This is a genomic window from Kineococcus aurantiacus (assembly GCF_013409345.1).
GTDB classification, from domain to species: Bacteria; Actinomycetota; Actinomycetes; order Actinomycetales; family Kineococcaceae; genus Kineococcus; species Kineococcus aurantiacus.
On sequence record NZ_JACCBB010000001.1, the window covers coordinates 1144465 to 1157187 of the forward strand.

Sequence of the window (12723 nt, forward strand, 5' to 3'; positions counted from 1 at the left end):
GGTGCGGCCGGGAGCCCACCTGCGCCGCGTCCGGCGGCGGGCGGTGCGCCGGCTGCGCCGCCGCCTGGGCCTGGTCCGGCACGGCGGGCTGGCCGCGGCCCGCTGGGCCGACCGCTCGCTGCGGACCGTGCGCCGGGACCTGCCCGCCGACGGCCTGCGCACCCGCGTCGGCCCGCCGCCGGACCTGCCGGCGGCCGGGCTGGGGGCCGTGGAGGCCGTGCTGCGCCGCCGGGGCGCGACGTGCCTGCAGCGCTGCCTCGTCGTGCAGGCCTGGCTGCTGGCGCACGGGCAGCCGCGCGAGGTCGTCGTCGCCGCCTCGGTCGCCGACGGGTTCGCCGCGCACGCCTGGCTCGACGGCCACGACGAGGACGAGAGCTCGACCTACCGCGAGCTGACCCGCGTCCCGGCGCTGCGGTGACCGCCGGGGCGGGCGCTGACGTCCCCCTGGACCGGCTGGGCCCGCTGGAGACGGTGTGGGGCATGCCGGTCGGCGCCCAGCCGGGGGTGCGGCCGCTGCCGCCGGGGTCGGGGCTGACGCTGCGGGCCGCGCTGGAGGAGGCCGTGCTCCCGGCGCTGCGGCGCGGGCCGTGCGTCGTGAGCTTCTCCGGCGGGCGGGACTCCTCGACGGTCCTGGCCGTGGCGACGTCGGTGGCCCGCCGCGAGGGCCTGCCCGACCCCGTCCCCTACACCCACCGCTTCCCGCACGTGCCGGACTCCCACGAGGACGAGTGGGCCGAGCTGGTCGTCCGGCACCTGGGCCTGCGCGAGTGGGAACGGCCCGCCTGGGGCGACGAGATGGACGTCCTGGGCCCCTTCGCCCGCACCGTCCTGCTGCGCGACGGCGTGCTGCCGCCCTTCAACGGGCACCTGCACGAACCCGTCTTCGCCGCCGCCCGCGGCGGCTCGGTGCTGACCGGCATCGGCGGCGACGAGCTGTTCTCGCAGGTCTCCCGCTACCCCGCGGTGCGGCTGCTGGCCCGGCGCGCGCCGCTGACCGCGCGGGCCCTGCCGCGCACCGCGTTCTCCGTGCTGGCCCCCGCCCCGCTGCGGGCCCGGCGGCTGGGGCGGCACCTGCCGATGGCCTTCGGGTGGCTGCGCCCGGACGCGGCCCGGGAGCTGCGGGCGGCCGTGGCCCGGCACACGGCCGCCGAACCGCTGCGCTGGGACCGGGCCGCCCGGCGGTGGCTGTGGACCAGCCGGCTCCTGCACGTGGCCGGGGCCGCCAAGGAGCGCACGGCCGCCGCCCACGACGTCCACGTCACCCACCCCTTCTCCCGCCCCGCCACGCTGCGCGCGGCGGCCGTCGCCTTCGGCTGGGCCGGGCCGCGCGGGCGGACCGGGGAACTGCTGCGCCACGTCGGGGACCTGCTGCCGCGCGCGCTGTGCGAGCGCGGGACCAAGGCCGGTTTCAACGGCGCCTTCTGGACGGCGACGGCCGCCTCCTTCGCGGCCCGCTGGACCGGGGTGGGCGTCGACACCGACCTGGTGGACCCGGAGGCGCTGCGCGCCGAGTGGGCCGCCCCCGACCCCGACCTGCACTCGATCACCCTGCTGCAGCACGCGTGGCTGGCGCAGGAGGGCCGGCCCGCCCGCTGAGGACCCTCAGCCCCCGATGGCGTCCAGCTCGGCCAGGTCCTGCTCGGACAGGACGGTGCCGGCGCCGGCGACGTTCTCGCGCAGGTGCGTCACCGACCTCGTCCCCGGGATGAGCAGCACGTTCGCCGAACGCTGCAGCAGCCAGCTCAGCGCCACCGCCGTGGGCGTGACCGCCAGCCGCTGCGCCACCGCCGACAGCGCCTGCGACTGCAGCGGGGTGAACCCGCCCAGGGGGAAGAACGGGACGTAGGCGATGCCGTCGCGGGCCAGGTCGTCGAGCAGGTCGTCGTCGTGGCGGACGGCGAGGTTGTACAGGTTCTGCACGCACACGACCGGGGCGACGGCCCGCGCCTCGGCGACCTGCTCGGCGGTGACGTTGCTGACCCCCAGGTGGGCGATCAGGCCGTCCTGCTGCAGCTGGGCGAGGGTCTCGAAGGCCTCGGCGATCGAGCCCGCCTGCGGGCCGGTGGCGTCGCCCGCGCGCAGGTTCACCAGGTCCAGGGTCTCCACGCCCAGGGCGTGCAGGTTGTCCTGGACCTGCCGGCGCAGGTCCTCGGGACGGCGGGCGGTGGGCCAGCCGCCCCGGGCGTCGCGGTCGGCGCCGACCTTGGTGGCGATGAGCAGCGGCTGCGGGTAGGGGTGCAGGGCTTCGCGGATCAGCTCGTTGGTGACGCGGGGGCCGTAGGCGCCGGAGGTGTCGACGTGGGTGATGCCGGCCCGCACGGCGGCGCGCAGGACGGCCAGGGCGCCGTCGTGGTCGGCCGGAGGGCCCAGGACCCCGGGGCCGGCCAGCTGCATCGCGCCGTAGCCGAAGCGGGTGACCTGACGGTCGCCCAGGGTCCAGGTGCCGCCGGGCAGGGCGGTCGGGGTGGAGCTGGTGGTGTCGTCGGTGGAGGTGGTGCTCACGGTGGGGCCCTTCCCGTCGCCGGTCGCGTCGGACCGGGTGCTCGTCCCGATGACCGCGGTCGCGGTGCTGGCGCCGCCGGTGCGGCGTGGACGAGACTGGCACCCCTGCTCTCCGACGGGAAGCAGGCACTTTCGAGTGCGTTGCGCACCTTCGAGACGGGAGCCGCCGTGACCACGACGCCACCGCACCCCTCGACCCCCCGGGCGGGGAAGCGGGCCACGCCGCCGGCAGCGGGGACCGAGCGGACCGCCGCGCAGCGGTACGACGCCTTCCTGGCGGTCTGCCCGAGCCGGCAGCTGCTGGCCCGGATCTCGGACAAGTGGGTCACCCTGGTCCTGTGCGCCCTGGCCGGGGAGGCCGCACCCCCGGCCGGGGACGACGCGCCGGCCGGGCCCCGGGCGCTGCGCTACTCCCAGCTGTCCCGGCTGCTGGTGGGGGTCAGTCAGAAGATGCTGACCCAGACGCTGCGGTCCCTGGAGGCCGACGGCCTGGTGACGCGCAGCGTGGTCCCGACGGTGCCGGTGACGGTCACCTACGAGCTCACCGACCTCGGCGCGTCGCTGCACCGGGTGGTGGGCCTGCTCCGCGCGTGGGCGCAGGACAACATGGACGCCGTCACCGCCCACCGGGCCGGTCACGGCGAGGGACCGGCGGACCCGGCCGAATGACGTGCGCCGGGCTCCACCACCCGGCCCACGTCCACCCAGGAGCGCCGGCCCTCAACCCTCACCGGCGTCCCGGGGCGCCCCGCGCCCGGCGAGGGTCAGCAGGTGCTCCGCGAGCAGCCGGGCCGCGTCGTCGGCGACCTCCAGGCGCCGGGGCCGCAGCAGGCGCACCGTCGGCAGGCTGAGCAGGCGCAGCGGGGCGCGCTCGTCCGCGGGGGGCAGGCGCAGGGCCAGCGCCTGGGTCAGGGCCGGCCAGCGCTGCGGCAGCGGCACGTCCTGCACGGCCGGGGCGTCGGCCCAGCCGAGGTGGACCAGGCCCGCCAGCTCCAGGTCCCCCGGCGGCAGCTGGACGGGGACCTCGACGCGCCAGCGCCGCCGCCGCCCCACGACCCCGATGTCCTGCCCGGCGCCGTAGTGCTCGGCGCTCTCGCGGCGCAGGTCCACGCAGCGGGGGCCGGGCAGCACCCGCAGGCCGTCGAGGACGAGGACGTCGTCGGCGACCAGGTCGAGCCCGGCGCGCACCAGGGAGTACATGGCCGTGCTCTTGCCCGCGCCGCGGTCGCCCAGCACCGCCCAGACGCGGCCACCGACGACGACCGCGCCGGCGTGCAGGGCGACCCGGCCCTGCCACCACGCGACGGTGGCGGCCGTGGCCGCGAGGTAGGGGTGGACGACGGCCGCGTCGTCGGGCGGGGGGCAGGCCGTGAACGTGGTCGTGGCGGTGAGCCGGTCGACCTCCACGTTGCCCTCGCCCATCGGCAGGACGGCCCGGTCGGGTCCGACGGCGGTCCGCACCGGCGGCGGGACGTGGTCGAGCGCGACCCGCCGCACGGTCCACGGCGTCTCCCCGCCGCGCGCGGGGTGCAGCAGGTGGGCGGCGCCGGTGAGGTCGGGCAGGGCCAGGCCGTAGGCGACCGGGGCGGTGGTCATGGGAGAAGGGAAGCAGCCCCCTCCCCCGTCGCCCGCAGCGGCTCGCACCTACGTACCGTCGAACGGAGTTCCACGGACAGTACGCGAAGTGGGTGACCGTGCAGTAATCTCACACGCACCGGGAGTGACTCCCTGGCTGAGCACCGCCGCACCGCCGATCGAAGACGCCGACGCCCTGGAGGTACCCGTGGCCGAGCACTACTCCGCTCCGCGCCTGACCACGCTCGGCTCGCTGGCCGAGCTGACCCTGCGGAACAAGAAGTTCGGCACCAAGAGCGACGGTGACTTCTTCTGCGAGGACGACGGCAGCACGCCGCTCTACACCGTCTCCTGACCCGACCCCGAGGAGGACTCCCGTGACCCAGCCCTACGTGGCCCCGACCCTCACGACGCTCGGCTCCCTGGCCGACCTCACCCTGCAGACCGGGAAGCAGTTCGGCGCCACCAGCGACGGCGACTTCCTCAACGGCCAGGCCGTCTACACGGTCTCCTGCGGGTGCACGACCGGCATCAGCTGAGCCCCGCCCTGGACGGACGCACCGCCGGAGGTCCCCGCCGCGCCCACCGCGCCGCGGGGACCTTCGTGCGCTCGCTGCTGCGCGGCGCGCCCGCGCCCGCCCGCGGGGTGACGCCCGAGGCCCTGGGCCGCGTCGTGCACCTGCACCGCGTCGGCCCCACCGTCGACCACCTGCTGCGCACCGCCCCCGACGCCGCCGCCCTCGCCCCGCTGCGGGCCGGCACCCGCCCGGCCCTCGTGGCGCAGACCGCCCGGCAGCTGCCGGTCCAGCTGGACCTGCGCACCGTCGAGAGCGCCCTGCGCGGCCTGGCGTGGGCGGTCGTGAAGGGCCCGGCCGTCGCCCGCACCCTGTACGCGGGGACCCCCCGCGAGTTCCACGACCTCGACGTCGTCGTGTCCCCGGCCTCCTTCGGCGAGGCCCTGCGCCGCCTCGAAGCCGCCGGCGCCCGCGCCATGGACCCCGACTGGGCCGGCATCCGCGCCGCCCGCGCCGGCGAGATCGCCGTGGCCCTGCCCCACGGCACCTTCCTGGACCTGCACTGGCACCTGGTCAACCGGCCCCACCGGCGCGCCCGCTTCGCCGTCGACGTCGACGCCATGCTCGACCGCGTCCGCCACGACGTCCTGCTCGGCACCCGCGTGCCCGTCTTCGACGCCACCGACCAGCTGCACCACCTCGCCCTGCACGCCTGCCTGTCCGGCGCCTGGCGGCTGCTGTGGTCGCACGACCTGCGCCTGGCCGCCGCCGCCACGGACGACTGGGACGAGCTCGTCGCGCGCGCCCGCGCCGCCGGCACCGGGCTCCCCGTCGCCCTGGCCCTGGCCCGCGCGCGGCAGGTCCTCGACGCCCCCGTGCCCGGGCGCGTGCTGCGGGCCCTGGGCGACCCGGCGTGGCTGGCGCTGCAGTCGGCGACGACCCTCGCGCGGCCCCCGCACGCCCTGACCGCCCCGCGGCGGCACGGGGCGATCCTCTTCACCAGCGCTTCCAGCAGCGGGCCGGCCAGCGCCGCCGCGCTGGTCCGCGCCGTGCGCGAACGCCGCACCGACGCCCCGGGCCCCGTGGACCCCGGACCGGCGGACACGGCGCGGGAGGCGTACCTGGTCGACGTGTCCCGGGAGTCAGGCAGCGCCCTGGCAGCCCCGGAGCCTCAGCCCGCGCTGGAGTAGGTCCGGCGCCCCTGCTCCCGCCCGATGAGGCGGGCGGCCCGGCAGACCCACCGGCCGCGCCGGCCGGGCCCCTGCACGAGGTGGTACCCGTGCCGCAGCAGCCAGCGGGCGTCCGCGCGGGACACGCCCTCGGGAGCCCGTGCCCCGTGGGGGCGGTACTGGGCCAGCAGCCTCGCCTCGTTGCGCGCGTAGTCGCGGAACTGGCGCGCCGTGCCCCGCAGGTCCGAGCGGTAGCGGTACTGCACGACGGCGCCCTCGGCCAGCCCGATGCGGTGGCCGGCCAGCTGGACCCGCCAGCTGAAGTCGACGTCGTCACCGCCGGCCACGTAGGACTCGTCCCAGCCGCCGACGGCGAGGGCCACGTCCCGCCGCACCGCGAGGTTGCACCCCATCGCGAACGGCAGGAAGCCGAAGCGCGTCTGCAGCGCACCGGGGGTGGGCCCCGGCCGCCACGCACGCCGGACGGCGTCGTTGGGCGTGACCACGTCCATGGTCCCGCCGACGAGGTCGGCCCCCTCCATCGCCCGCACCAGGCTGCTCAGCCACCCGGGCACGACGACGTCGTCGGCGTCGCACACGGCGACGACGTCCGCGCGCGCGGCCCGCAGCCCGACGTTGCGCGCCCGGCTGACGCCCTGGACCCCGCTGGAGTCCACGCACCGCAGGTCCAGGCCGTACCGCGCGGCCCACCCGGGCACGTGCCCGGGCAGGCCGTCGGTGCTGCCGTTGTCCGACAGCACGACCTCGAAGGTCCCCTCGAAGTCCTGCGCGGCGAGCGCGGCGAGCTGGTTCTCGACGACGCCGACCACGTTCCAGCAGGGGACGACCACCGTGACGTCCGGGACGTCCGGCACGTCGGACCTCGTCGGCTGGCTCATCGGCGTCCTTCCGGTGCGGCTTCGATCGACGGGTCCCCGCCGGCGCCGACCGTCACGACGTCGTCGGGCGTGGTGGCGCCGGGCGCGGCGGGTCCGGTGACGTCGGCCGCGCGGCGGCCGCCGCGCAGCGCGCGGACGTCGACCAGCGCCCGGCGGAAGACGGGACGGGCCACCAGCCACAGGGCGGGCGGGTAGACGAGGGCGGCCACGAGGACCTGCACGACGACGCGCACCCAGGTGTCGACCCCGTGGGCGAGGGCGCCGGCGCCGACCAGCGCGCCCGCCATGACGAGCGAGGCGAGCAGGACGCGCAGCGCCGGGACCGTGCTGCGCAGCGGGATCCCGGCTTCGCGGCGGATGACCAGCTGCCGCACGGGCAGCGACAGCACCTGCCGCGCGAGCAACCCGAGGGCGACCCAGGTCAGCCCGTGCGGGACGAGGAGGACCACGATGACGACGTGGGACACCACGATGCCCGCCACCATGACCATCTCCGGCCGCAGGCGGTCGACGGCGATGAAGATCGAGCGGTCGAACTGGCTGAAGACCGCCAGGGCGGCGGTCGCGGCGACGATCTGGGCGACCTGCGCCGCGTCCGCCCACTGCTGCCCGAGCAGCAGCGGCACCAGGTCCGGGCTGGTGACAGTGAGGAAGAGGGTGGCCGGGAACATCACCAGCCCCGCGGAGTACATGGCCGTCGAGTAGGCCCGCGCCAGCCGCTCCCGGTCCCCCTGGAGCTTGGCGAACGCCGGGGTGGCCACCGTGCTCACGACCGAGCTGCCCGTGTCCTGGATGATCTTGACGAGCCGGTTGGCGATCGACCAGTACCCCAGCAGCACCGAGGACCCCATCCCCGCGAGGACGAAGTCCGTGCCCCGCGAGCGGGCGTTGAGCAGCAGGTCCATCCCCATGAGCTTGGTCCCGAAGGAGAGCATGCTGCGCGCCTCGGAACGGTCGAGCACGAAGTGCGGCCGCCAGCGCACGACGGTCCAGGTGATGACGACCGTGACCGCGCCCCGCACCAGGTTCTGCGCCACCAGGGCCCAGACCCCGGCTCCAGCCAGGGCCAGGACGATCGCCACGACCGACCCGACGACCGTGGCGACGGCTCCGCGCACGGCCAGGGACTTGAACTGCATGTCCCGGCGCAGCAAGGCGTTCGGCACGCTGCCCAGACCGGTCAGCACCATCGTCAGGGCCAGCCAGCGCAGGACGGGGGCGAGGTCGTCCTCGTGGAACAGGTGGGCCAGGGCACCGGCCAGGAGCGCGAGCAGACCGGCGAGCGCACCGGCCAGGACGAGGCTGGTCCAGAACGCCGTGCTGCGGTGGCGCTCGTCGACGTGCTGCGAACGGACGAGGTAGTTCGCCATGCCCGTGTCGCTCAGGAGCTGCAGGACGGCGATGACGGACATCGCCAGGGCGACCAGCCCGAACTCCGACGGCTGCAGCTGCCGGCCGATGACGATGAAGGCGGCGGCCGTCGTCGCCCGCACGAACCACATCTGCGCCGCCGTCCACAGGACGCCGGAGGTGGCCCGGCGCCGCAGCGAGCTCCCGCTCACGGGACCGGCCTCCCCCCGCGGGCGGCGGTCTCGTCAGTTCCGCGCGTCGAGTGCGTCCAGAGCACGCGGGACCTCCTTCCACGAGGCGGCGAAGACGCTGTGCGGGTCCTCGCCCAGCCAGGTCTCGTGCAGGGCCCGCACCTTGCCGAAGCGGTCGTTCACCACGACGTGCGGGATGCCCAGGAGGGTGGAGATCACGTGGCCGTGCAACCGGTCGGTCACCACGCGCTCGCCGCGGGACAGCAGTGCCGTCGCCCGCTGGAGGTTGGCCCGGGCGAGCACCCGCAACGCCGTGCGCGCGGTGACCGCGCTCGCCCGCGAGGGGTGGCGGCGCTGGAGGGAGTTGAGCTTGCGGGCCACCCGCAGGGCCGTCGCCGAACGGGAGCGGGGCGGTGCCTGCACCCAGTCGAACGTCTCCCCGAACCCCTCGACGCCGCCGGCTTCCCGGTCGGTCCGCGCCTGCACGACGAGGGGCTCGACGGCCCGCGCGCGCGGCAGCGGCCCGAGGGCGAACGCCAGGTCCGGCACCAGGTGCACCTCGCAGTCGTAGTCGCGCTGGGCGATCTCGAAGCTGCGCGCGTCCCGCACGAGGAGGACGAAAGCCCCGTGCTCACCGACGGCGCGCCGCAGTTCCTCGCGGTGCTGCTCGTCGACGTGCTCGATGGACTGCGGCAGCTGCACGGCCGGGCGTCCCTTGGTGTCCTGCAGGAACCGCAGCCGGTGCTCGTGGTGCGTCGGGTAGAGCCCACCCCACGTGCCCCCGGCCATCGACACCGGCAGGGAGTCCGGGGACAGGAGGCGGGGGTCGTAGGAACGCCGGTCCAGGATGCGGTCGACGCGAACCCCGGCCGAGCGCGCCGCGGCCTCCAGCCCGAGGTGCAGCGCCGAGTCGCCGCAGTTGAAGTGCAGGGGGAAGTCCAGCGCCGTCCAGCTGCCGTACCCCTGGGGCAGGGTGCGGGCCAGGTCGGCGAGCAACCGGTCCCGCAGGGCGGGGACCACGGAGGCGTGCGAACGCGCCGAGTCGGGGACTGCTTCGGTCACGGGTGGCTCCCAGGTGCAGGGCGGACGTGCGGTCGAGCGGTGGCCTCGAGGGTGGACGGTCGCGTGCGCGCGCCGGCCCGCGAGGCGAGCAGGCCCAGGACGATCGTGAACACGAGCGTCGGCTGCGGGAAGGAGGTGAGGTCGCTGGTGAAGGCGCCCATGAGCACGACGGCCAGGACGGCCAGCAGGGCGCGGTTGAGGCTGCGGTCGGCCGCGTCGGCGGCCAGGACGCTGCGGTCCCAGGCGACGCCGCCGGCGACGAGGAAGAGCAGGGCCAGGAGGGCGACGCCCACGGCGCCGCCGCCGATGAGGGTCCCCAGCCACGTGTTGTCCAGGTACACCCCGCCGGTCTCGGGGCGGTAGACCCCCGAGCCCAGGCCCAGGACGGGGTTCTCCCGGAACAGCTGCTCCACGAGGGCGTAGTCGGACAGCCGCCCGGTGACGCTGTTGTCCTGCTCCGCGTCGCTGAAGATCAGGGCCAGCGAGCTGGTGAGGGTGGGCACGAGGACGAACATCAGCAGCACGCCGAGCCCGGCCACCGCGACGGCGGCGGCCTTCTGCGCCAGCGGCCAGATGGAAACCGCGATGACGCCGCCGACGGCCAGCCCGAGGACCGCGGTGCGGGAGACCGCCAGCGGGACCCCCACCACCAGCACGAGGCTGGCGAACCCGGCGGCCCACCGGCGGCCGGCGGTCGCGGCGTGGCGGGCCAGGTGCACGGCCAGCGGCAGGGCGGCCGTCGTGGCGAGGGAGAACTCCAGGGGGTGCTCACCGGTGCCGCGGGCGCGCAGGAAGTCCAGCCGGCTCACGGTCCCCAGGGTGGGGGTGTTCTCGACCAGCGGGGTGGCGCGGACCAGGGAGGCCCAGTTCACGACGCCCAGCCAGGAGGCGGCCGCGACGAGGACGGAGAAGGTGGCGCACGCGACGATCCAGCCGACGACGCGGTCGACGTCGCGCCGCTGCGTGACGACGAACCACGTGTAGAGGGCGACGCCGGTGATGCCCAGCGCCCCCACGAGGGAACGCAGCGCACCGGCGCTCTGCGCGGCGTCGAGGGGGCGGGAGACGGCGACGCCGTAGCTCCAGGTGGCGCCGGCCAGGTACAGGACGAGGGCGCCGCCCACGAGCGACCACCGGGGTTCGTCCTCGTCGCTGCGCCGCCGCCGGGAGGTGACCAGGGTCAGGACGGCCAGGCCGAGGCACAGGAGGGAGAACAGGCGGGCGGGGCTGCCGTTGGAGTTCAGCGGGCCGGGGAGGACGAAGTTGCCGGGGAAGAGGAACGCGCAGACGACCACGGCGATCGGCAGCCAGGACACGGGCAGCGGCCGGGCGCGGTGCGGGGTGTGCCGGGTGGGGTCCGCGACGGTCCGGGCGACCGCGGGCAGCAGGCTCACGGTGTCCTCACGGCTGCCGCGAGCGGCTGCTGCCGGCGTGCTGGTGGTGTCGCTCGGCGGAGGTGCCCCGCACGTCCAGGTCCCCCGCCCGGGTCGCCGACGGCAACGCGTCGGTCCCGGCGCCGGTGCCGGTGGTCCCGGTGGTGGTCCCGGTGGTGGTTCCCGCGCCGGTGGTGGTCGCGGCACCGGCCGGGGTGCCCGTCGCGCCCCGGCGCCGGGTGCGGCGCGCGGACAGGCCGCGGCCCAGGGCGCTCAGCAGCGCGTCGAGCGCGACGATGAGCACGACGCCGGCGGCGAGGCCGCCGAGCCCGATGGTGCCCACGGCGCGGGCCCGGTCGGGGTAGGACTCCACGGGGCCGTCGGTGGGCGTGGACTGGATCACGACGAACAGCCCGTTGTCGGGGGCCTGCACGGCGCGCTGGACGTCCAGCAGCTGCTGCGCGGCGGCCCGGAGGGCGGCGTCGATGACGGCGGCCCCCTCCTCGGGCGTGTCGGTCGCGGCGGTGACCGTGAAGTAGGTGCGGTTGCCGGTGGTGCCGGAGGCCTCGGCGGCGGCGAACTGCGCTCCGGGGAAGGGCGCCATGAACCCGGCCTGCACGGTGCCGGTGTTCAGCGCCGTGGAGACGGTGGCGGCCAGCGTGCTGGCGCCGCCGGAGAGGGAGAAGGGGTTGCGGCTGCCGGGCTGGGTGCCGGGCACGGCCTCCGGCAGCGGGGTCGACAGCGCCACGCTGGGGGTCACGAGGAAGGTGGCGGAGGTCTGGTACTCGGGCTCGGCCCGGTCCCAGGCGCCGCGGGCGAGGTACGCGACCAGGGCCAGCACCACCACGGTCAGGTACCAGCGGTGCAGCAGCGTCCTGGTCAGCGATCCGATCGTCACGGCAGTCTCCTCGTCCCGGGAAAGAGCGGACCGGCCGCAGGTGACCCGTGCGGGCACCACCCGTCGACCCCCCGCTGGACGCGGAGAGCATTGCACAATCACCTTTCCGTAGCGAATACGTGCGCTGTCGAGCCGTTCGGGGGACGCCTACGATGGCGGCGAGCCAGCCGCGGGCTGGCCTCCCGACCGCCCGGCCCGCGGTGTCCTCGACGACGAGCACGCCGGACGCACATCGAGAGGTGACCCGTGCCCGCCGCCCGCCCGTCCCGCCCGTCCCGGCTGCCGGTCCCGGCCCTGCCCACCGCGCTGGTCACCGCGCTGGCCCTGCTGGCCGGGTGCTCGGGCGGCGCGCAGGAGCCGGAGGACCCGCACGCCGACCAGCGGGCCCGGCTCACCCAGCAGGCGCGGGCCCTGGGCATCCCCGCCGGCTACCCCGGCCCGGACACCACCGGCGTCCCGCTGGGCACGGCGCTGCGGGAGTCGGGGTCGCTGTCGGTGACGAAGAAGGGGCAGGTCGTGGAGAACCTCGACATCGACGGCTGCCTGTCCATCAAGGCCGACGACGTCGTGGTGCGCAACGTGCGCATCACGTGCCCGCACCAGCAGCGCGCCATCACGATCGAGGGGTCGCGCACGGGCATCGTCGTGGAGGACTCCGAGATCGACGGGGCCGGTTCCACCCAGGTCGCGATCGGGTGGGGCGGGTACACGCTGCGCCGGGTGGACGTGCACGGCGTCCTCGACGGCCCGCGGCTGGGCAGCGGGACGACGGTGGAGGACAGCTGGGTCCACGACATGGTCCGCGAGGACGGCTTCCACTCCGACGCCCTGCAGTCCAACGGCGGCAAGGGCATCGTCGTGCGCCACAACACCCTCATGCCGAAGGACACGTCCACGGGCGACGTGCTGAACTCGGCGATCCAGCTCGGCGCGGAGAACGACAGCGGCACGCTGTCGGACGTGACGATCGAGGACAACTACCTCGACGACGGCAACTACAGCGTCAACGTGCGCGACGACGACGGCATCTCCGGCGTCGTGCTGCGCGGCAACGTCTTCGGCACCTCGTCCCGGTACGGCCCGGTCATCGCCCCCGAGGGCAAGGTCACCGTGGAGGACTCCAACACCACCCGGGGCGCGACGACGAAGGTCGAGACCGTCGAACCCTGACGCGGTCCTACCTACGCTC

At 76.0% G+C, this 12723-nt stretch carries 14 protein-coding genes; 7 read left to right on the top strand and 7 right to left on the bottom strand.

Going from position 1 to position 12723, the window contains the following annotated elements:
• Position 1: 1 nt before the first annotated feature.
• Both BJ968_RS24155 and BJ968_RS05425 read left to right on the top strand, forming a co-directional pair.
• The gene (locus BJ968_RS24155; protein ID WP_179749904.1) at positions 2-418 is read left to right on the top strand and encodes a transglutaminase-like domain-containing protein; all 417 of its coding nucleotides are present in this window, start codon (positions 2-4) and stop codon (positions 416-418) included.
• Entirely contained in the window at positions 415-1596 is a 1182-nt protein-coding gene (locus BJ968_RS05425; protein WP_179749906.1) for an asparagine synthase-related protein, read from the top strand. Before BJ968_RS24155 ends, BJ968_RS05425 begins: the two co-directional genes overlap by 4 nt.
• A 6-nt stretch (positions 1597-1602) precedes the next feature.
• On the opposite strand, the gene BJ968_RS05430 is transcribed toward BJ968_RS05425, so the two are convergent.
• Complete coding sequence (locus tag BJ968_RS05430) at positions 1603-2502, bottom strand: oxidoreductase (protein WP_343077843.1); 900 nt, start codon at positions 2500-2502, stop codon at positions 1603-1605.
• A gap of 168 nt (positions 2503-2670) precedes the next feature.
• Here BJ968_RS05430 and BJ968_RS05435 point away from each other — a divergent pair, with 168 nt between their 5' ends.
• Positions 2671-3171, top strand: a complete 501-nt coding sequence (locus tag BJ968_RS05435) for a winged helix-turn-helix transcriptional regulator (RefSeq protein WP_179749908.1) — start codon at positions 2671-2673, stop codon at positions 3169-3171.
• A gap of 51 nt (positions 3172-3222) precedes the next feature.
• Here the strand turns inward: BJ968_RS05435 and BJ968_RS05440 are convergent, their stop codons facing one another.
• Complete coding sequence (locus tag BJ968_RS05440; protein ID WP_179749910.1) at positions 3223-4098, bottom strand: phosphoenolpyruvate carboxykinase (ATP); 876 nt, start codon at positions 4096-4098, stop codon at positions 3223-3225.
• 124 nt (positions 4099-4222) lie between these two features.
• Here BJ968_RS05440 and BJ968_RS05445 point away from each other — a divergent pair, with 124 nt between their 5' ends.
• Genes BJ968_RS05445 through BJ968_RS05455 form a run of 3 tightly spaced genes read left to right on the top strand, consistent with a single transcriptional unit; the run spans position 4223 to position 5782 of the window.
• Positions 4223-4432: a lasso RiPP family leader peptide-containing protein gene (locus tag BJ968_RS05445; protein WP_179749912.1), complete on the top strand. Its 210-nt coding sequence runs from the start codon at positions 4223-4225 to the stop codon at positions 4430-4432.
• A 22-nt stretch (positions 4433-4454) separates the two neighbouring features.
• The gene (locus BJ968_RS05450; RefSeq protein ID WP_179749914.1) at positions 4455-4616 is read left to right on the top strand and encodes a hypothetical protein; all 162 of its coding nucleotides are present in this window, start codon (positions 4455-4457) and stop codon (positions 4614-4616) included.
• Positions 4595-5782: a nucleotidyltransferase family protein gene (locus BJ968_RS05455; RefSeq protein WP_179749916.1), complete on the top strand. Its 1188-nt coding sequence runs from the start codon at positions 4595-4597 to the stop codon at positions 5780-5782. The genes BJ968_RS05450 and BJ968_RS05455 overlap by 22 nt, the downstream gene beginning before the upstream one ends.
• Here the strand turns inward: BJ968_RS05455 and BJ968_RS05460 are convergent.
• From BJ968_RS05460 to BJ968_RS05480, 5 genes are read right to left on the bottom strand one after another with little or no spacing between them, the layout of a single operon-like run.
• On the bottom strand, positions 5764-6660 hold the full coding sequence (locus BJ968_RS05460; protein WP_218884831.1) for a glycosyltransferase family 2 protein: 897 nt from the start codon (positions 6658-6660) through the stop codon (positions 5764-5766). The genes BJ968_RS05455 and BJ968_RS05460 overlap by 19 nt on opposite strands.
• Positions 6657-8222: an oligosaccharide flippase family protein gene (locus BJ968_RS05465; protein WP_179749920.1), complete on the bottom strand. Its 1566-nt coding sequence runs from the start codon at positions 8220-8222 to the stop codon at positions 6657-6659. The genes BJ968_RS05460 and BJ968_RS05465 overlap by 4 nt, the downstream gene beginning before the upstream one ends.
• Before the next feature lie 33 nt (positions 8223-8255).
• Positions 8256-9263, bottom strand: a complete 1008-nt coding sequence (locus BJ968_RS05470) for a polysaccharide pyruvyl transferase family protein (RefSeq protein ID WP_179749922.1) — start codon at positions 9261-9263, stop codon at positions 8256-8258.
• Positions 9260-10657, bottom strand: coding sequence for an O-antigen ligase family protein (locus tag BJ968_RS05475; protein ID WP_179749924.1), 1398 nt, complete (start codon positions 10655-10657; stop codon positions 9260-9262). The genes BJ968_RS05470 and BJ968_RS05475 overlap by 4 nt, the downstream gene beginning before the upstream one ends.
• A 7-nt stretch (positions 10658-10664) precedes the next feature.
• Positions 10665-11534, bottom strand: a complete 870-nt coding sequence (locus BJ968_RS05480) for a hypothetical protein (RefSeq protein ID WP_179749926.1) — start codon at positions 11532-11534, stop codon at positions 10665-10667.
• Between the two features lie 246 nt (positions 11535-11780).
• On the opposite strand from BJ968_RS05480, the gene BJ968_RS05485 reads away from it, so the two are divergent.
• Complete coding sequence (locus BJ968_RS05485; RefSeq protein ID WP_179749928.1) at positions 11781-12704, top strand: right-handed parallel beta-helix repeat-containing protein; 924 nt, start codon at positions 11781-11783, stop codon at positions 12702-12704.
• Positions 12705-12723 lie beyond the last annotated feature (19 nt).